The 18,939-nt window shown below is 66.8% G+C and carries 13 protein-coding genes; 6 read left to right on the plus strand and 7 right to left on the minus strand.

The annotated features are described in order from the left end of the window. Window positions 1-6: 6 nt before the first annotated feature. On the minus strand, window positions 7-1,482 hold the full coding sequence (locus tag PX52LOC_RS01230; RefSeq protein WP_149108370.1) for a polysaccharide deacetylase family protein: 1,476 nt from the start codon (window positions 1,480-1,482) through the stop codon (window positions 7-9). Window positions 1,483-1,762: 280 nt separating this feature from the next. Here PX52LOC_RS01230 and PX52LOC_RS01235 point away from each other — a divergent pair, with 280 nt between their 5' ends. After that, window positions 1,763-2,038: a hypothetical protein gene (locus PX52LOC_RS01235; RefSeq protein WP_149108371.1), complete on the plus strand. Its 276-nt coding sequence runs from the start codon at window positions 1,763-1,765 to the stop codon at window positions 2,036-2,038. 7 nt (window positions 2,039-2,045) lie between these two features. Here the strand turns inward: PX52LOC_RS01235 and PX52LOC_RS01240 are convergent, their stop codons facing one another. Then, window positions 2,046-3,053, minus strand: a complete 1,008-nt coding sequence (locus tag PX52LOC_RS01240) for a S1C family serine protease (RefSeq protein ID WP_149108372.1) — start codon at window positions 3,051-3,053, stop codon at window positions 2,046-2,048. A gap of 674 nt (window positions 3,054-3,727) precedes the next feature. Here PX52LOC_RS01240 and PX52LOC_RS01245 point away from each other — a divergent pair. Both PX52LOC_RS01245 and PX52LOC_RS01250 read left to right on the plus strand, forming a co-directional pair. Next, complete coding sequence (locus tag PX52LOC_RS01245) at window positions 3,728-4,735, plus strand: FecCD family ABC transporter permease (protein WP_149108373.1); 1,008 nt, start codon at window positions 3,728-3,730, stop codon at window positions 4,733-4,735. A 20-nt stretch (window positions 4,736-4,755) separates the two neighbouring features. Beyond that, on the plus strand, window positions 4,756-5,706 hold the full coding sequence (locus PX52LOC_RS01250) for an ABC transporter substrate-binding protein (protein WP_168218743.1): 951 nt from the start codon (window positions 4,756-4,758) through the stop codon (window positions 5,704-5,706). Here PX52LOC_RS01250 and PX52LOC_RS01255 read toward each other — a convergent pair. The 5 genes from PX52LOC_RS01255 to kdpF all read right to left on the minus strand — a co-directional run bounded on the left by PX52LOC_RS01255 (window position 5,688) and on the right by kdpF (window position 14,240). After that, entirely contained in the window at window positions 5,688-8,807 is a 3,120-nt protein-coding gene (locus PX52LOC_RS01255; RefSeq protein WP_149108375.1) for a DUF6797 domain-containing protein, read from the minus strand. The genes PX52LOC_RS01250 and PX52LOC_RS01255 overlap by 19 nt on opposite strands. 87 nt (window positions 8,808-8,894) lie before the next feature. Next, window positions 8,895-9,848: a potassium-transporting ATPase subunit C gene (locus PX52LOC_RS01260; RefSeq protein ID WP_149108376.1), complete on the minus strand. Its 954-nt coding sequence runs from the start codon at window positions 9,846-9,848 to the stop codon at window positions 8,895-8,897. A 196-nt stretch (window positions 9,849-10,044) separates the two neighbouring features. Next, a complete protein-coding gene (kdpB, locus tag PX52LOC_RS01265; protein WP_149108377.1) occupies window positions 10,045-12,228 on the minus strand; it encodes a potassium-transporting ATPase subunit KdpB in 2,184 nt (727 codons plus the stop codon). A gap of 74 nt (window positions 12,229-12,302) precedes the next feature. Beyond that, window positions 12,303-14,099 (minus strand): potassium-transporting ATPase subunit KdpA, encoded by a 1,797-nt coding sequence (gene kdpA / locus PX52LOC_RS01270; RefSeq protein ID WP_149108378.1) that lies wholly within the window; start codon window positions 14,097-14,099, stop codon window positions 12,303-12,305. A 60-nt stretch (window positions 14,100-14,159) separates the two neighbouring features. Next, complete coding sequence (kdpF, locus tag PX52LOC_RS43655; RefSeq protein ID WP_390637601.1) at window positions 14,160-14,240, minus strand: K(+)-transporting ATPase subunit F; 81 nt, start codon at window positions 14,238-14,240, stop codon at window positions 14,160-14,162. Between the two features lie 288 nt (window positions 14,241-14,528). Here kdpF and PX52LOC_RS01280 point away from each other — a divergent pair, with 288 nt between their 5' ends. The 3 genes from PX52LOC_RS01280 to PX52LOC_RS01290 are packed head-to-tail and all read left to right on the plus strand — an operon-like array spanning window position 14,529 to window position 18,888. Continuing rightward, a complete protein-coding gene (locus tag PX52LOC_RS01280; protein ID WP_149108380.1) occupies window positions 14,529-15,899 on the plus strand; it encodes a sigma-54-dependent transcriptional regulator in 1,371 nt (456 codons plus the stop codon). Further along, complete coding sequence (locus PX52LOC_RS01285; protein ID WP_149108381.1) at window positions 15,896-17,758, plus strand: sensor histidine kinase; 1,863 nt, start codon at window positions 15,896-15,898, stop codon at window positions 17,756-17,758. Before PX52LOC_RS01280 ends, PX52LOC_RS01285 begins: the two co-directional genes overlap by 4 nt. Next, window positions 17,755-18,888, plus strand: a complete 1,134-nt coding sequence (locus PX52LOC_RS01290; protein WP_149108382.1) for a universal stress protein — start codon at window positions 17,755-17,757, stop codon at window positions 18,886-18,888. Before PX52LOC_RS01285 ends, PX52LOC_RS01290 begins: the two co-directional genes overlap by 4 nt. Window positions 18,889-18,939 lie beyond the last annotated feature (51 nt).

An 18,939-nucleotide genomic window follows, 5' to 3' on the forward strand; every position in this document is an offset into this window, starting at 1 on the left:
GGGCCACTATCGGTTGTGCAGCACCGCGGGCTTGATCGTCCACGCCTGCCGGCGGGCCAGTTCCATCATCGCCGGTGCACGGAAGTCCGGCGGGAAGATCACCCAGTTCCAGAGCCGCGGGTCGTCGTCCACCACGTACTTCCCGCACGCCAACTTCGTTGGCGTCAACTCGATCGACTCCGGCACGCCCTTCCCGTCCGCCAAGGCCATGACGACGCGGGCCAGAGCCGACAGGTACGCCTCAGGCGTCACGCCGGTGCTGCCGAGCCAAACCGTACCCGGCACGCGGCCCTGCGTGCGGATCGCGTCCGCCACGTCGGCGGCCGTTCGCGTGAACTGGCTGGCGTCGGTCGTCACAGCCTTCGCCATCGCCGGCGGCGAACTCGTCGGGCCGAACGGCGTCGGTCCCAACGCGACGGCCTTCGGGTTCTGCCCGGCCGCCTTCTCCACGAGGTAGCTATTCAGCAGTTGCAGGATTTCGCTCGGGGCCAACGTCAGGTCGTCGAGTTTCTGGAAGTTGATCTCGTCGCCGACCGCGGCCGCGATGGACTTGATCTCCTGGGCCGTGAACGACCGGCCGACGGACGGGTCGCGGTAATAGACTTCCCGCGCTTGACTGGCGGTGATGAACTTCACGTCGGGGAACCGCTTCATGAACCGCACGTACCCGAAGAACGTCTCGTAAGCCAGTCGGCTCTCGGCGTCGGTCTTCGCGAGCGGCAACTGCCACTTCTCCCGCGGCGGGTTCGCCCCCTTGCTGAAGTTCGCCCCGTCCCAGAACTGTTTGTGGACGAACTCGCACGGGTGGTAGTACGTGCTGACGATCCCACCGCCCTCGGCGAGCAGTTGCTTGCGGGCCTCGACGAACTTCTCCTCGGCCTTCGCCAAGTCCTTCTCGCCGCCGAGGTCGGACCGCAACGTGTGCGTCAGGTGGTAGAGGGTGAGGACGCCGCCAAAATAGTGCGGCTTGCCGTCAAGGCCGACGTGCCGGCCGGCGTCGAGGTAGACCGGCGTCTTCCACTTTCGCAGCGCCCCGAACGACTGCGGCCCCCACGAACTACCGGGTTGGCCGTAGCACGTCGGCGACTGGCCGAACAGCCGCTTCACGTCGTTGTACCCCGGCTTCTCGCGGCGGTCGAACTCGGCCACGCCCTCGTCCCAACCCAACTGCGACAGGTACTGAGCCGGCGTGGGCGGGACGCTGTGGAAGTTCGAGTGGTAGCCGATCTCGTGCTTCTTGAGGGCGTCGATCACGTCCTGCCGGCCGCGCTTCTCCAGCGTGCGGGCCTTCTCGCCGACGACCTTGAACGTGGCCGGCACGCCCTCCTTCGTCAGCCACTCAGCCACCTTCAAGGCCGCGTCGTCGCTGGCCGGCAGGACGTAGTCCTCGGTGTCGAACCAGAGGATGACGTACACCGTCTGGGCCGACGCACCGACCGAGAACGAGAGCGAAGCGATCAAGGCGAGAATGAGTCGAACCATCGGATGCCTCCGGGAGGGGTTCGCCTCATTGTAAGGGGCGTGGTGGTTCTTGCACGAAGCGGGTGAGAAGCTGCCAACGGCGGGAAAGGATTACAAACCCGGCCCGGCGACACCGGCACGTTTGGGTGTCGCCGCGGCGGTCAACTCTGCCCGACCGTTACACCTTGAATCGTGAACGGCCCGGCGAAAAATTCTGCGCGTCTCTCGGGCCTGAACGGGCCGATTGGCCGCGAACGTGCTTCATCGTCTGGCGGCCCCACCCACGGAACGGAGGTTGCCCATGAAATCCGACGACATCCAAACGCTCCTCGCGGCCGAACTGGCCCACATTCCGAACCTGCCCTGCGAGCACCAGAACGAACTCCGCGAAGCCTACCGCCACCGCCGCGAGCGCTACCCCGCCCGGCCGCGGGGCCGGGTCTTGGAAGACGCGATCGCGGCCGTCGAACGGGCGTGCGCCGACCGGCCGGTGCTGTTCTTCGACGCGGACTTCTTCGCAACGCGGCTGCGGGCAACCTACCACCTCGACGGGAGCGGGGCGGCCTCGCTGGCGTGAGGCGGTCTTACGACTCTCGCGAAACTTCAATCGACAAACTCTGTCCGTCGCGGATGACCGTGGCCACCAACGGCACCGCGTCGGGCAGTTGCGCCAAAATGCGGTGAACGTCATCGACGCTGGAGACGATTCGGTCGTTGACCGCGACCAACAGGTCGTCCGCCCGCAGGCCGTCGTTTGCCGTTCGCCGTCCAAACACTTCCACGATTCGCACGGCTTGGTCGGTGAAGAGGTCGTGTTCGACGACCATCGCGTGCGGCAGTTGCACGGTGGCCGCGGACACGCCGAGGGTTCGCCGCCGGACGCGGCCGTGGGCGAGCATTTCGCCATACACCCAGCGGAGCGTCCGGGCGGGCACGGCGAAGCCGATGCCCTGCGAGTACGCGACGACGGCCGTGTTGATGCCGACCAACCGCCCCCGCGAATCGACGAGCGGGCCGCCAGAATTGCCCGGGTTGATCGGGGCCGTGTGCTGGATCACTTCTTCGATCATCCGCCCGTCTTGGCCGCGCATACTTCGGCCGAGGGCGCTGACGATGCCACTGGAAACGGTCGAGTGGAAACCGAGCGGGCTGCCCATCGCGATGACGAGTTGTCCGACCCGCAGAGCCGCGGAGTCGCCGAACGTCGCGTGCGGCAAGTCGCGAGCCTTCACCCGTAAGAGGGCGGTGTCAGTGGACGGGTCGTCGCCAACCACGGCTGCCGGCAGTCGGTCGCCGTCGGTCGTCTCCGCGATCAACTGCGTGCGGCCGGCGACGACGTGGCTGTTCGTCAGGGCGTAGCCGTCGGCCGACACCAGCACGCCGGACCCGGACCCGAGGTTCCGCTCCCGCCCCTCGCCCGAAATCGCGAGCAGCGACGGCGACACTGTTTCGACGACCTGCACGATGGCCCGCGAGTAGGCGTCGAGCAACTCGTGGTCTTCGGCCGGCGGGAGCGGGGGAATCGGCTTGTCCGCGGGCGAGCCGCCGCCGGCCGCGGCGTTCACATCAAGGAAAGTTGCTCGGCGTGTCATGACTACCTCCGTTTAACGGCATTGTTCGCCGCCGGTGTACGGAAGGCAAATGCGAGGATGTCTTCTCCCGCAGAATCAAAGCCGCATCTGGAAGTCGTATTCCTCAGTATTCGTAGCCGTTGATGACGAGGAATGCCCACACGTACCAGGCCACGAACCCGGCAACGGCAAGTCGCCTAGTTATTGGTCGAGGAACAACGGGATGAGTGAGGATAATTGCGAGACAAATCGCGTACACGTAGGCTGACAGGCCCTTCATGGAGTGAAGGGCATTTGGGTTGGTCTGACCGTTCAAAACACTCAGAGTATAAGTGATGGGGCCAGCCAGTATCGCATCCCAGAACGCGAAGAAGGTGAGCACACGCCGCGACGGTTGTGCCCATGCGGCCGTAAGCATCAATGTCGGGATGAGCGATGCCGCCAATCCCGGCACAAGTACAGTCCACCTCCGGTACCAAGTCTGTTGTTCCGAATGCATCGAACGCACACCTCGTCTATTGAAGTTTCCATCTTCGTATGCCATTGCCGGCAATGCAACGGGTTCGCAGAGATGTACACCGAATCAGGAACCTGGGTACCGAGCACAGACGGCCATTGTCGGTGGTGCGCGAAGTTCCCAGAATGGACCCACTCGCCAGCCTTTGTCGCGCCACACTCCCGAGACCCTTGCGCCCATGACCGCACCGGGCAAGACGCGGCGGTTGTTCCTACTCGCGGCAATCCTCGCGGCGGCGGTCGTCGGCAGCCTCGCGGTCGGGGCCGTCTGGCTGCGGCCAACGGAAGTCTTCACGGCCGTCGCTTCGCCGTCGGAATCGACGAACCCTGCCGCCCGCACGATCGTGAACGAACTCCGCCTGCCGCGGGCACTGTTGGCCGCGTGCATCGGCGCGGGGTTGGCCACGGCCGGGACGGCGTACCAGGGGTTGTTCCGCAACCCACTCGCGGAGCCGTTCGTCATCGGCGTGGCAAGCGGAGCCGCCCTCGGCGCGACCGCCGTCATTCTCTCCGGCTGGCAAACCCTGGTGTTCGGCTTCCTCAGTCCGATTCCCGTGGGGGCGTTCGTCGGCGCGATGGGGGCGGCGTTCCTCACGTACTCGTTCGCGGCCGCCGTGCGGTCAGAATCGGTCGCCGGCCTCATGCTCACCGGCGTGGCGGTGTCCACGCTGTTGAACGCGGCCGTCTGGCTGCTGATGGCGTGGAACGATCAAGAACTGGCACGAACGGTGAACTGGCTGATGGGCAGCCTCGCCGGCCGGGGTTGGCCGGACTTGCGACAAACGGCTCCGTGGATCGCCGTCGGCACAGCCGGCGTGTGGGCACTGGCCCGTCCGCTGGACGCACTGGCTGAGGGCGAAGAAGTCGCGCGAAGCCTGGGGTTGCGGGTTCGCCTCGTGATCGGCCTCGTGCTCGCGGCGGCGAGTCTGGCGGCGGCCGCCGCCGTCGCGGCGGCGGGCATCATCGGCTTCGTGGGGTTGATCGCCCCGCACATCGCCCGGCGATTGGTCGGCGAATCCCACGCAGCCTTGATCCCCGCGAGTGGTCTGCTCGGCGGCATCCTTCTCGTCCTCGCGGACGCACTCGCCCGCACCCTAACGGCCCCCACGGAGTTACCCGTCGGCATCGTCACGGCGGCGCTCGGCGGGCCGTTTTTCCTGTACCTGCTCCAGAGGCGGCGGGTCTGATGGCAATGAAGGAACCGACCGTGAACGCTCTGCGAATCCTGGCCCTCCTGCTCCTGATCGCGCCGGGGTGCGGGCCGCGAACGCCCATCGCTCCGCCGGTTCCCGCGGACGGGGCGGAAAGCTCGTTCCCGCAAACCGTGACGGACTCGCTCGGGTTCACGGCGACTTTGCCGACCCGCCCGGTTCGCATTATCTCGACGGCCCCGGCGAACACGGAAATCCTGTTCGCCATCGGGGCGGGCGATCAGGTGATCGCCGACACGACCTTCTGCACCTACCCGCCCGAGGCCGACAAGCGGCCGAAGATCGGCGGGTTCGCGCCGAAGACGATCAGCACCGAGACGATTCTAGGTCTCGCCCCCGACCTCGTGTTGACGACTGGCGGCTTCCAACAAGAGATGACCGACGGCCTCCGCAACCTGAAACTGCCAGTGCTCAGCTACGACGCGAAAACGCTCGACGAAGTCGTTCGCAACGTCCGGCAACTCGGCGTCGTCACCGGCCGCGCCCCGGAGGCCAACGCTCTCGCCGACCGACTGGTGGCCCGGGCCGAAGCGGTGCGCAAGCGGACCGCGGCCGTCCCGGTCGAGCAACGCCCCCGCGTGCTACTCCTGCTGGGCGTGGAACCGCTCGCGACCGCCGGGCCGAAGTCGTTCACCGGGGAAATCCTCGAACTGGCCGGCGGGCGAAACCTGTTCGCCGACGCCGATCAGGTGTACGTGCCGATCAGCGAGGAAGAGATCGTCCGCCGCAACCCCGACGCGGTCGTCCTCTGGCAGATGGGCGAGCCGATCGAGCGCGTCAACCGCATCGCCCAGCGGCCGGCGTGGAAAGACCTGACGGCCGTTCGTCAGAACCGCATCCTGCACATCGACGACGACCTGCTCTCACGGCCCGGCCCGCGTCTGTTCGACGGATTGGAACAACTCGCCGAACAGTTGCACCCGCAGGGTCACTCGCCGGGGCGGTAGATCGAGCCGTGCAGCAACCCGTCCACGTCCCGGCCGTCGGCCCCACGGACGGAGTACCAGAGTTCCAGCCCCCGCGTCGGCTTCAGGCCGGGGATTGTCAGCGTGACCGTCCGGCCGTCGGGTGAGAGTTTCGCAGCCGTTACCCGCAGCGGCCGTTCGTTCATGTGGGGCGAGCCGTACCGTTCGGACCGCAACAAGTCCCACACTTTCAGGCCGAAGTTGTGCGGATCGTCGGCCGCGGCCGGGGCGAGCGGGTCGCTGAACGTCAGGGCCAACCCGTCGCGGGTGGCCTGGAAACCGACCGGCAGCGCCGCGGGCTTGCCAGTCGCCCGGATGCGGTACAGGCCGCCGGGAGTCTGCTGGTTGCCGGCCCAGGCGTACATGCCGCACAGGTAGAGGTGCCCGTCGGCCGAGTTGAACCGACCCCGCATCACGCCCGTCGGGAACGGCGGCAGCGGGAGTGCGATCATTCCGCCCTGCATCCCGTCGCCGACCTTCTCGTGCGGCACCACGAACACTTTCCCCGCCCCGTAGGACAGATTCAGCAGCGAGCCGTCCAGCCCACCCCACGCCTTGCTGTTCACCCACACCAACTCGCCCGGCGAGCGGTCGAAGCGGTTCGTGATCCAGCAGAGCGGCTCCTCCTGGGCGGCGTCGGCCTTGTCCACGACATCGGTGTACCCCCACAGGTTGCCGAAGAAGCGGCTCCCCGGCCGGACCCAGTTGATGCGATTCTTCGGCACCCAGAACCCTTCCTGGTCAGTCAGGAAGAACGTGCCGTCCGGGTTCACGCAGACGCCGTTCGGCGCGCGGAAGCCGGTCGCCAGGATGTCGGTCTTCGCCCCGTCTTTGCTCACCTGCAGGAGCGTGCCGTGTTGCGGGACGACGGCCGTCTTGCCGTGCCGCGCGGCCTTCGCGTAGTAGAAGTTCCCAGCCGCGTCGGTCTGAAGGCCCATCGCGAACTCGTGGAAGTGCTCGGTCACTTGGTGATCGCTGTTGAAGCACTCGATGAAGTCGGCCTCGCCGTCGCCGTTGCGGTCGCGCAGAATCGCGATCTGGTCCCGGCAGCCGACGAAGATCGTCTCGCCCACGATTTTCAGGCCGAGCGGCTGGAACAGCCCGCTCGCGATCCGTCGCCACGTCAGCGTGCCGTCGGCCCGGTCGAGGCCGCTCACCCGCCACACGTCACCGTCCCAGGTACAGGCAACGAGTTCCTTGCTGCCCGGCAGGAAGTCCAGCCCGGTGAGGCGGAATTGGGCCGCCCACGGGTTCTTCTCCGGCACGGCGAGCGTGTCCACCGCGAACGGGCCATCGTCCTTGCCGCGGTCGAGCTTCGTGGTGAGCGTCTGCGGCCACCGTGCCGACCCCGGGGTGGTAAGTTTCCCGAGATCGACGGGCGGCACCGTTGCGGGTGCGGTGGCACCGATCCAGACCGTGAAACGAAGCGTGTCCTTCCCGGCCGGGATATGAAGTAGCCGATGTTCGCCTTCGGTTCGCCACTCCACGCCACCCGGCTCGCCAATCACACCCGATTTCGGCTCCGGTTGACGGACCACGCGAAGGGTCATCGCCTTCGCCCGTGGGCCGATTTCGAACGACCGGGTGAAGACCTCGCCGACCACCCCCGGACTCTCCAGCACGGCCGTGTCGCCGACGGTGTACGACAGCACCGCCCGGTCACCCGCGTGGTACAGGCCGCGGTGCTTCGCCCACATCGCCGGCAGGGGGCCGTAGGGCTGGCCGTCGCGGCCCTTCAGCCGCGGGTCGTCGAACTTCCCCGTCTCCGGATCGGCCCACCCCGGTCCTGTCGTCTCGAATGCGATTGAGCCGACGATCTTCGGGTGGGTGCCGTGACTGCCGTTGAAGTTGATGCCGCTCCAGTCGATGAACCCGCTGCCGGTCCAGCCCGCGGCCATGCGAAGGGTATCGTGTTCGAACACCGCCCACGCCTTCCCCTTCGCCACGCCGCCCGGCCCGCTGTCGAGCCGCACGGCGACGCCCTTGTACGCGATGTTGTTCGGACTCACTTCGAACGTGCCGGTCAGTGTCGGGCCGTAGTCCATCTTCCGCCACAGTTCCCCCTCCGGCGGTGTTGGCCCACGGCTCGTGCCCTTCGGCAGGGCGGCGAGGTACTTTGCGTCGGCCGTGACGTACTGCGACGGGTTGTGCGGCTTCAGGTACGCCTCGCGGATGTAGTGGATCACGTCGTACTTCTGCCGCGGGACGAGGCCGGTCTGGGCCGTCATCATGCCGTACCCGCGGGTGAGCGTGCGGTACAGGCTCGCCGGGTCACTGCCGTTCTTGAACTTCCCCTCGGCGAACCGCAGCGAGGTCGGCATCGACCCGACGGCGTCCTTCGTGCCGTGGCAACTCGCACAGATGCGGGCGAACAGCGCCTCGCCCCGCGCGAACGCCTTGGCGTCCAGCCCGGCGATCAGTCCGGCGTGGTCGAGGTCGGCTTCGTAAGGCGGCAGCGGCGGGTCGATCACCGAGGGATCGGGCCGCAGCGACCGCGCGCGGGCCGGGCCGAACGCGGCCGACTCAATCAGAAACGCGGCCAAGTCGAGGAACTGCTGCCGGTCGCCGAGTTGGTTCGCCAGCCCCGTCGGCATCAGCGACGCGGTCGAGGTCGTCCGCCGTTCGATCTCGTCCTTCGGAATGGTCATCAACTTGCCGCCCGTGGCCGGGTCGCGGAGAACGAGCGCGTCCTTGCGGTCCTCGGCCGGCAGTCCGGTGATGGTCGTGCCGTCGGTTCTGTTGATAACGACGGCCTCGAATCCCTTGCGGACGACCTTCGACGGTTCGAGCAAGGATTCGACCACACTCTCGTCGCTGGTGCCGGGTTCCGGTCGTGCCAGGTCGGGGCCGAGGGGCGAAGTGCCGTCCTTCCCGCCGCAGGCGTGGCACTTGGTGCAACTCAGTTGCGGCTGGTAGAACAGCACCGCCCCGCGAACCGGGTCGCCCTGCGCCCGAGCAGCCTTCGCCAACGCCGTCGGCCCCTCGCGGAGAAGTTTTGCTTCCAGAGGCTCGCCGCCCTTCGGCTGGGCAACGGCGGGCGTGGCGAATAGACACGTGACCAGAACGGCGATTCGCGGGGTCATCGAGATGCCTCGAAGGGCGGAGCGGGGTGCCGGATAGCTTACCGAAGGAAACGTCGGAAGCGGTCACAAATCACCCCCGCGACCTTCTCAGCGTGGGCCAGAGGTCGGTGGCACCGGAAACGCCTTGTCGAGTGCCAGGTTCAGTTCCAGCACGTTCACAAGCGGCTCACCGACCAGCCCCGTGAGCGGTGTGAAGGCACTGTTGCGAACCAGGGCCGCGATCTCGTCGCGGACCTTCGGGCCGTCGCCCGGCGTAGGGGTTCGCTTGGCGGCCACGCGGTCGAGTTGGTACACCGAGAGCGCATTCCGCAGCGTGATGTGTGGGTCCAACCCCGACCCGGACGCCGTCACCATGTCCGCGGCGACCGGCTCCAGATCCGCGGCCCGGTCCGCGTTCGCGGGGTCGCGCAGCCACAGTTCGAAGAGGTTCGCACTGATCGCTGCGTCGGACGAGGTCGGCTCGATCCGCTTGATCTTCGTCTTGTCCGGCTGCTCGACTTCAACGACGCCCGGCCACTTCGCGGGGTTGGCCTTCGCGAAGTTGGTGAAGAAGTCGGCGTCGTCGGCCGAGATGCCGCTCGCCTGCTTCCAGTTTGCGGCCGCCGTCTCGAACTCCGCGGCCCACTCCGTCAGGCGGCTGGGCGTCGCGGCGAACCACGTTTCGATGTCGCGCTGAACCGCGTGAGCTGGGTCCGCTCCGGTGTAGAACCGGCTGGTCTTCTTGTACTGCACGTTAGCCCCGAGAAACTGCGACACGCGGTCCCGCAGTTTCGGGTTGTTCGCCCCCCAATTCGAGCCGCCGGACGCGGTACCGTTGTACGATGCCGCCGACGGCCGCGGCCAAAAGTACTCGTCGGCCGTGAACGACTGTGCGATCAGGCGGGAGCCGCGGAGTTGGTCGCCGTCGGCGACAAGACTGCCGGCCGCGGCCGTGGGGAACAGCCCCTGACCGACCGTGTACAGCACCAACGGGTACAGCAAACAGCAGATCACCACCGTCAACACCAGCAACAACAGACACGCCCGCAGGTGAGCTTTCATGGTTCGATTCTCCAGTGTAGATAGCCGCCGTTCGAATTCTGGTTCCCTCTCCCCCGGCTTTGAGGGGGAGAGGGTTAGGGTGAGGGGGTGAACCACCCCCTCATGTGGATAACTGCCTAACTTCTGGTGAAGGATCTTCCCCCTCACCCCGGCCCTCTCCCCCTCAAAGCCGGGGAGAGAGGGAGAAAAGTCAGCATCACGCCAGGCCGACGGCGGTGAGCATCAGGTCGATGACCTTGATGCCGACGAACGGCACGATCACGCCACCGAGGCCCCAGACCAGCAGGTTCCGCCGCAAGAGAGCGTCGGCACCGACAGGGCGGTAGGTCACGCCCTTCAGCGAGATCGGGATGAGCAGCGGAATGATGATTGCGTTGAAGATCACCGCCGACAGGATGGCCGACGTCGGCGACGTGAGGTTCATCACGTCGATCGACTTCAGCCACGGTAGCGTGCCGGCGAAGAGGGCCGGGACGATGGCGAAGTACTTCGCCAGGTCGTTCGCCACCGAGAACGTCGTGAGGGCACCGCGGGTCATCAGCAGTTGCTTGCCGATCTCGACGACCTCGATCAGCTTCGTTGGGTCGCTGTCCAGATCGACCATGTTGCCGGCTTCCTTCGCCGCCTGCGTGCCGCTGTTCATTGCCACGCCGAGGTCGGCTTGCGCGAGGGCCGGGGCGTCGTTCGTGCCGTCGCCCATCATGGCGACGAGCCGGCCGCCGTACTGCTCCTTGCGGATGTACGCCAACTTCGCCTCCGGCGTCGCCTCGGCGATGTAGTCGTCCACCCCCGCCTGGGCCGCGATCGACTTGGCCGTGAGCGGGTTGTCGCCCGTCACCATGACGGTGCGAATGCCCATCTTCCGCAGGCGGTCGAAGCGATCCTTGATCCCCGGCTTCAGCACGTCTTCGAGCACCACGAGGCCGACGATCGCGTTGCCTTCCGCGATGAGCAGTGGTGTCATCCCTTGACTGGCGAAGGCGTTCACCTGATCGTCCGTCGTCGCCGGGATCGTGCCGTTCTGGGCCTTGACGTACTTCACCACGGCATCGGCCGCCCCCTTGCGAATCACCCGACCGTCGGGCAGGTCCACGCCGCTCATACGGGTCTGCGCCGTGAACCCGACGAACTTCGATCCCGGCGGCGGAAGGGCGGGGGCCGCATCCGGCGAGCGGCGGTGTAGTTCGACGATACTCTTCCCTTCCGGCGTCTCGTCGGCGGCACTTGACAGGGCGGCCAGCAGACCGACCTCCGTGGCCGCCAGGTTGTCCAGTGGTACGAACCGCGTTGCCCGCCGGTTGCCGAGGGTGATGGTGCCGGTCTTGTCGAGCAACAGCGTGTCGATGTCGCCGGCGACTTCGACGGCCTTGCCGCTCTTGGCGATGAGGTTGGCCCGCAGTGCCCGATCCATGCCGGCGATGCCGATGGCCGCGAGCAGTGCCCCGATGGTCGTCGGAATCAGGCAGACGAGCAACGCGACCAGCGTGGGGATGTCGGTGCCGAGGCTTTTGAGCGTTTCGACCCCGACGTAGCCCTTCATGTAATCCTCGGCGTTCGCGGCCATCGGCCACAGGGCCACCACGACGATGAGGAAGATCAGCGTGAACGCCGAGAGGACCAGCGAGAGCGCGATCTCGTTCGGCGTCCGCTGCCGGCTCGCCCCTTCGACCAGCGCGATCATGCGGTCGAGGAACGACTGCCCCGCGGCGGCCGTGATGCGGACGAGGATCGCGTCCGACAGCACCCGTGTGCCGCCGGTCACGCCGGAGCGGTCGCCGCCGCCTTCCCGTACCACCGGGGCCGACTCGCCGGTGATGGCCGATTCGTCCACGGACGCGATGCCTTCCACGATCTCGCCGTCGGCGGGGATGACCTGCCCGGCTTCGACGATCACCAGGTCGCCGGTCTTCAGCCGCGACGACGGCACTTCGTCGATGAACTGCCGCGGCTCCTTCGTCCAGGTGGCGAGGGTGCCCGGCGGGATGTTCGTCGTATCGACCAGCCGTAGCCGCCACGCGGTCGAGTCCTGCCGCGTCTTCCGCAGGCTGTCGGCCTGGGCCTTGCCGCGGGCCTCGGCCAGTGCTTCCGCGAAGTTGGCGAAGAGGACTGTGAGGAACAGCCACACGTCCAGGGCGATCAGGTAGCCGAGCGACGCCAGCGTGGAGTTCGGGTCGATGACCTTGTACGCGGTGTACAGGATCGACAGGGCCGTGCCGACTTCGACGACGAACATCACCGGGTTCTTCCACAGGATGTCCGGCCGCAGCATCACGAACGCGCGGCCGATGGCGGGCTTCACCAGGTCCGGGGCGAACAGGCTCAGTTGTCGGCTCGCACGGCGGGCGAGCTTGGCGTTCGGTTGATCGAGTGTGGTCGTCATGGAAGAACCTTCTGTCTCTCTGTGGGCTGGAATCACCGCTCCCTCACGCGGAGAGCGGGATGAGGGGTTTCGATTTACCGCCCGAATGGCATCGGCCCGAAGTGCTCAGCGACCGGCCCCAGGCAGAGGGAGGGCAGGAACAGCAACGCTCCGACCAGCATGACGGTGCCGAGCAGCACGAACCCGAAGGTGATCGTGTCCGTTCGCATGGTGCCGGTCGTGAACGGCGTGTTCTTCTTTCGCGCCAGGCTCGCTGCGAGGGCCAGCGGGGCGATGATCGGGAGGAATCGCGACACCAGCATCACGAGGCCGGTCGCGAGGTCCCAGTGGGCGGCGTAGGTCGCCGGGGCCGACAGGTTCTTCGTCGGGTCGTTGAAGCCGTGCGTGTCGCCCAGCCCTTCGAAGCCGGACCCGTTGTTCGCGCTCGCGGAGCTGAACTCGTAGAGGATCTCGCTGAAGCCGTGCGCGCCGGGGTTGTTCGTCGCGGCCTTGCCCCAGTCGAGCGCGGCGAACAGGCCGACCGGGCCGAGGACCAGGATCGGGTGGACGAGCAGCGCGAGCATCGCCAACTTCATCTCGCGGGCTTCGATCTTCTTGCCGAGGTACTCCGGCGTCCGGCCGACCATCAACCCGGCCAGGAAGACCGCGACCACGAGGTAGATCAGCATGTTCACGAGGCCGACGCCCTTGCCACCGAACACACAGTTCAGTTGCATCCCGACCAGCGGCGTCAGGCCGGCCAGCGGGTTCAGCGAGTCGTGCATACAGTTGACCGACCCGCACGTCACGGCCGTCGTGACCGCGGCGAACGTCGCCCCGGCCGACGGACCGAAGCGGAGTTCCTTACCTTCGAGGTTGCCGAGGCCGGATTGGTCCACCGGCAGAGCGGCGAGCGGAGCCGTGACTTTGGCTTCCGCGCCGACGATCTTCACGGTCCGCTCCGGTTGGGCGAGCAGGCCGGGGTTCGGCTTGCCGGTGTCGTGGTAGACGGCCCAGCCGATCATGCCGACGAACATCACCATCATCACGGCGTAGATCACGACCGCGTGCCGCATCTGGTTCAGCATCCGGCCGAACATTATGATCAGCGAGAATGGGAAGATCAGGATGCTGACGCACTCCAGCACGTTCGTCCAGGCCGTCGGGTTCTCGAACGGGTGGGCCGAGTTCGCGCCGAAGAAGCCGCCGCCGTTGGTGCCGAGGTGCTTGATCGGCAGGATGGCCGCCACCGGCCCGCGGGCGATGACCTGCGTGCCGGGCTGGAGAGTTTGCACTTCCGCCGACGGTTCCAGCGTCATCGGCATCCCGGCAGCGATGAGCAGGATGCCGGTGATGACGCTGAACGGCACGAAGACGTACACGACCACCCGCCACATGTCGACGTAGTAGTTGCCCATGTGCGGATCGCCGCGCAGCCCGCGGATGACGGCGGCCAGCGCGCAGAACCCGACGGCCGCCGACGTGAACATGTTCCACAGGACGAACAGCAACTGCGAGAAGTACGACAGGTGCTGCTCACCGGAGTAGTGTTGAAGGTTCGTGTTCGTCAGGAACGAGGTCACGGTGTTGAAGATCGTCGTCGGCGACAGCATCCCCTTGCCGTCGGGGAAGGCCGCGTCTCTCTGGTTCAACGGCAGCGACGGTTGCAGAGCCAGGACGAGGTAGCCGAACAGGAACATGACCGTGTTGAAGATCACGAGGCTGGCGGCGTACTGCTTCCAGTTCTGCGGCCCGGTGTCGAGCCGCCGTTCGAACCAGCGCAGGAACGCGGGAGCCTGGTACTTGCCGTCGATGATCCCGGCGAGATATCGGCCTATTGGGACGGACAACAGGACCGTCGTGCCGACGATCAGGATGGGTAGAAGCCACATGGCAGGGTCACTCGGTATGGGGGCGAAAGCTCAGGGACGCCCGTCCCTGGGCTTTCAGGGTTAAAACTTCTCCGGTCGCAGCAGCGCCACGACCAGGTACACGAACAAAAACAGGGTCACGAGGACGGTAATCCAGATCATGGCAGTCTCCCTCACACCTTGTCGCACGCTTCGAGGAACAGCACCAGCAGCCCGAAAGTGGCCAGGCCGAGTAGAATCGTCCCCGGTATCCAGGTCGTCAGGTCCATGTTTCACCCCGGTGGCTTGAGTTGTGCGTGATCGGGTATTGCACCCGGCGTGCCCGAACGGGCGAAACGCTCCAAGTGCCTTGAAACGTAGGGCTTCTGAGGTTCGATTTGCAACAATGGGTCGAGACGCTCCCGCAATCTGCCCGATCGAGATTGCAATTTGCAAGGTGTGGGCACCGCGATGAAAACGAAACCCGATCCGCGACGACTGCTCGTGATCGACGACGAGACAAGCCTGCGGCGGACCTTCCGCACGGCCCTGGAAAGCATGGGCCACACCGTCGTCGAAGTTGCGAATAGCGCCCAGACGCTGGACGCTCTCGCCCGGCAGTCGTTCGCCGCGGCGTTCCTCGACTTGCGACTCGGCAAGGAAAAGGGCCTCGACCTGCTGCCCGAGATGCTCAAGGCGGCCGAGGGGTTGCACGTCATCATCGTGACGGCCCACGCGAGCTTCGATTCCGCCGTGCAGGCCCTGCGACTTGGGGCGTTCGACTACCTGCCCAAGCCGTTCACGCCGGACCAACTGCGGATCACCCTCGACCGCTCGGCCCTCGTCCGCGGTTTGACGAAACGGGTGGCGGACTTGGAGGAGCAAGTTGGCCGGCTGGTGCCGTCACCGGAGTTGGAGACGCAAGAACCGTCGATGCGGCAGGCGCTCGACGTGGCGTTTCAGGTGGCCGCGAGTGAGGCGATCGTGTTGTTCCGCGGCGAGAGCGGGACCGGCAAGACGATGCTCGCCCGCGCGATCCACGCGAAGAGTAGGCGGGCTGACCGGCCGTTCGTGACGGTCCACTGCCCGAGCCTGTCGGCCGAGTTGTTGGAGAGCGACCTGTTCGGGCACGTCCGCGGGTCGTTCACCGGGGCCGTCCGCGATACCGTCGGCAAGGTCGAAGCGGCCGAGGGCGGGACGCTGTTCCTGGACGAGATCGGCGACCTGCCGGCGGCGCTTCAGCCGAAGCTCCTGCGGTTGCTTCAAGAAAAGGCTTACGAGCGCGTCGGCGACACCGAGACGCGCACGGCCGACGTGCGGATCATGGCCGCCACGAACCGCGACCTGGAAGCCGAAGTGAAGGCCGGGCGGTTCCGCGAAGACTTGTTCTACCGGCTCAACGTCATCGAGGTGACACTGCCGCCGCTCCGCACCCGGCGGAAGGACGTTCCCGCACTCGCGGTCGGTCTGTTGCAATTCTTCGCCCGGCAGACCGGGAAGGCGCTCACCGGCTTCACCCCGGAGGCGGAGGCCGCCCTGCACGCCTACCCGTGGCCGGGCAACGTCCGGGAGTTGCGGAACGCCATCGAGCGTGGGACAATCCTCACGCCCGGTCCGCTGATTGGACGGGATCACCTGCCGGCCCAACTGACCCGCGCCGTGACAGCACGGGTGGAAGTCGGCGGCCCGGTCACGCTCGACGAGTTGGAAGCCGAGCACATCCGCCGGGTGGTGGAGGGGGCCGCGTCACTCGAAGAGGCGGCCCAGACCCTCGGCATCGACCCGAGCACCCTGTACCGGAAGCGGAAGCGGACGGGCGATCCGTCGAAGAGAGAGTCATGAGCCTGCGCACCCGCATCCTGCTCCTGTTCGCCCCGCTCGTGCTGCTCTTGGCCGTCCTCGGGGCCGTCGGGCTGGTTCAACTCGACCGCACGGCCGGGCGGATCGACGCGATCTTGCGCGAGAATTACGCCAGCGTGCAGGCCATGTACCGGCTGAACGAGGCCCTCGAACGGATCGACTCCGCGTTCCAACTCGTGCTGTCGAGTACGGGGGTGGAGAACGAAGCCCGCGAGCAGTTCGCGGCCAACCGTCGGGCGTTCGAGGAGCAGTTCCGACTGGAGGAGAACAACATCACGGTCTTGCCTCTGGAGGCTGATCTGGTAGAGCGGTTGCGGCCGTTGAAGGATCGGTATTTCCAGCAGGGGGAAGGCTTTTTCGCGCTACCGCCCGGCTCCCCGAGCCGCACGACCCGGTACAGCGGCGGCCCGAACGCAACCGACCTGCTGCACACCTTCCAGGCGATCAAGGACGTGTCGGGCGAAATCCTGCGGATCAACCAGGAGAGCATGGAGCAGGCCCGCGACGACGCCCGTCGGACGGCCCGGAACTCCGTGATCGGCTGCGGCATCGCCCTCGTGATTCTCATCGGATTCGTCTTCGGGATCGTCTGGTCGATGATCCGGTTCATCCTCGGCCCCGTCCGAGTGGTGACGGAAGCAGCCCAGGCCATCGGCGAGTCCCGCGACCGCGAGGTGCCCGTCTTCGGCCCGGCCGAACTCGGCCAACTGGCGACCGCGTTCAACACGATGACCCGCCAGCTTCACCAGTACCGTCTCTCCAACCTCGGCAGCCTCATGCGGGCGCAGCGGACGGCCCAATCGACGATCGACTCCTTCCCGGACCCGGTCATCGTGGTGGACCCCGCCGGCCGCGTCGAGTTGGCCAACCCGCCGGCCCGCACGCTCCTCGGCATCGAGACAACGCCGGGCGGGGAGCCGAACCCGACGTGGCCGCCGCCCGAGCCGTTGCGGCAACCCGTCGCGGACGCGCTTCAGGTGCAGAAGGCGTACGAACCCGAGGGCTTCGACGAGGTCGTGACGTTCCGGCTGCGCGGCGAGGACCGCACGTACCTGCCGCGGGTTCGGCCGATCCGCGACCCGGAGGGGAACACGCTCGGGGCGGCCGTCGTGCTCAACGACGTGACGCGGTTCCGGATGCTCGATCAGTTCAAGTCGGACCTCGTCGCGACCGTCAGTCACGAGTTGAAGACGCCGCTCACGTCGGTCCGGCTGGCCGTTCACGTTCTGCTGGAAGAAACGGTGGGGCCGCTCACGCCGAAGCAGGCCGAACTGCTGGTAGACGCCCGCGACAACAGCGAACGACTGCTGGCGATGATCGAACAAATGCTCGCGCTGGCCCGCCTCCAGCGGCCGCAGGATGAGACGACGTTCCGGCCCGAAGATCCGGCCCAACTTCTCCGGCAGGCGGCCGAGGCGGTTCGCCCGCGGGCCGAGGACAAACACGTCGAACTGGAACTGCTCGACGGCGAATCACTCCCGCCGGTCGCGGCCGACCTGTATCGGATCGAGTTGGCCCTGGGCAACGTGCTGAACAACGCCGTCACCTACACGCCGACCGGCGGCCGCATCACACTTACAGCGACGGCCGTCCGGGAATCAGTCACACTCACGATTACCGACACCGGCGTCGGCATCCCGGCCGAGTACCTGCCGCACGTCTTCGACCGCTTCTTCCGCATCCCCGGTCACAGCGACGAAGCCGGCACCGGGTTGGGCCTCGCCATCGCGAAGGAGGTCATCATCGCTCACCGAGGCGAGATTACCTGCGAGAGCGAACCCGGTCGCGGGACCACCTTCCGCATCACCCTCCCGATCTGGCGCGGGGGCAACACCCCATGACGACCGACGCGACCCGGCCCAACCCCGAGCGGTTCCTGTCGCTGCTCCGCGAACAGAAGCAGGGGCGGCTCAAGGTCTACCTCGGCTTCGCCCCCGGCGTGGGCAAGACCTTCGAGATGCTTCAGGAAGCTCAACGCCTGAAACGGCAGGGCGTGGACGTGGTCATCGGCGTCGTCGAGACGCACGGCCGGGCCGACACCGTTGCGCTGGTCGGCGATCTGGAGCAAGTGCCACGCCGTCGGATCGAGTATCGCGGGGTCGTCCTCGAAGAGATGGACGTGGACGCCGTTCTCGCCCGCCGGCCGACGGTGGTGCTGGTGGACGAGTTGGCCCACACCAACTCGCCGGGCAGCCGCCACGGGAAGCGCCACCAAGACGTGGAGGAACTGCTGCGGGCCGGCGTCAGCGTCATCACCACGATGAACATTCAGCACCTGGAAAGCCTGTACGAGATGGTCGAGCGGTTCACCGGCGTGAAGGTCAAGGAGCGCGTCCCCGATCACGTCCTGGCACAAGCCCATCAGGTGGTGAACGTGGACCTGCCGGCGGAGGACTTGCAGGAGCGGATGCGGGCCGGGAAGATTTACCCGGCCGAGCGGGTCGAGCGGGCGCTCAGCAATTTCTTCACCGAGCCGAACCTGAACCAACTCAGGGAGATCGCCCTCGAACACGTAGCGCACCTGCTCGACCGGCGGCGACAAGAGCGGGACGGCGCAGCCCAGGCGAACACGTCCGAACGGGTCATGGTCTGCCTGTCGAGCGGCAGCCCGAACGCCCTGCGATTGCTCCGTAAGGGTGCCCGACTCGCGGCCCGCCTCGGCGCACCGTGGTACGCCGTCTACGTGCAAACGCCCGGCGAGCGGGCCGAAAAGATCGACGCCGCGACGGAACGCCGGCTGGCCGACTCGCTGACGCTGGCCCAACAACTCTACGGCATCCCGATGCGGTTCAAGGGGAAGGACTTCCCCTCGGCCGTGGCCGCGTTCTCGGCCGAGTACGGCATCACCCACCTCGTCATGGGCCGCCCGCAGCAACCGTGGTACCGTCGGTGGCTGGGGCCATCGCTACTAGACCGCCTCCTCCGCACGACCCCCGGCGTGGACGTGCTGATCGTCAGCACGACTTCGTGAGCCAATTCCGATCGTCGGCCGGGCCGGTGTTGATAGATTCCCTATCACCCG

Origin of the sequence: Limnoglobus roseus, from assembly GCF_008254045.1 — a bacterium.
Lineage (GTDB): Bacteria > Planctomycetota > Planctomycetia > Gemmatales > Gemmataceae > Limnoglobus > Limnoglobus roseus.

Bases quoted from the DNA above. Each gene is read 5' to 3' on its own strand.
- PX52LOC_RS01230 (WP_149108370.1), bottom strand. From the start codon at position 1,482: ATGGTTCGACTCATTCTCGCCTTGATCGCTTCGCTCTCGTTCTCGGTC.
- PX52LOC_RS01235 (WP_149108371.1), top strand. From the start codon at position 1,763: ATGAAATCCGACGACATCCAAACGCTCCTCGCGGCCGAACTGGCCCAC.
- PX52LOC_RS01240 (WP_149108372.1), bottom strand. From the start codon at position 3,053: ATGACACGCCGAGCAACTTTCCTTGATGTGAACGCCGCGGCCGGCGGC.
- PX52LOC_RS01245 (WP_149108373.1), top strand. From the start codon at position 3,728: ATGACCGCACCGGGCAAGACGCGGCGGTTGTTCCTACTCGCGGCAATC.
- PX52LOC_RS01255 (WP_149108375.1), bottom strand. From the start codon at position 8,807: ATGACCCCGCGAATCGCCGTTCTGGTCACGTGTCTATTCGCCACGCCC.
- PX52LOC_RS01260 (WP_149108376.1), bottom strand. From the start codon at position 9,848: ATGAAAGCTCACCTGCGGGCGTGTCTGTTGTTGCTGGTGTTGACGGTG.
- kdpB (WP_149108377.1), bottom strand. From the start codon at position 12,228: ATGACGACCACACTCGATCAACCGAACGCCAAGCTCGCCCGCCGTGCG.
- kdpA (WP_149108378.1), bottom strand. From the start codon at position 14,099: ATGTGGCTTCTACCCATCCTGATCGTCGGCACGACGGTCCTGTTGTCC.
- kdpF (WP_390637601.1), bottom strand. From the start codon at position 14,240: ATGATCTGGATTACCGTCCTCGTGACCCTGTTTTTGTTCGTGTACCTG.
- PX52LOC_RS01280 (WP_149108380.1), top strand. From the start codon at position 14,529: ATGAAAACGAAACCCGATCCGCGACGACTGCTCGTGATCGACGACGAG.
- PX52LOC_RS01285 (WP_149108381.1), top strand. From the start codon at position 15,896: ATGAGCCTGCGCACCCGCATCCTGCTCCTGTTCGCCCCGCTCGTGCTG.
- PX52LOC_RS01290 (WP_149108382.1), top strand. From the start codon at position 17,755: ATGACGACCGACGCGACCCGGCCCAACCCCGAGCGGTTCCTGTCGCTG.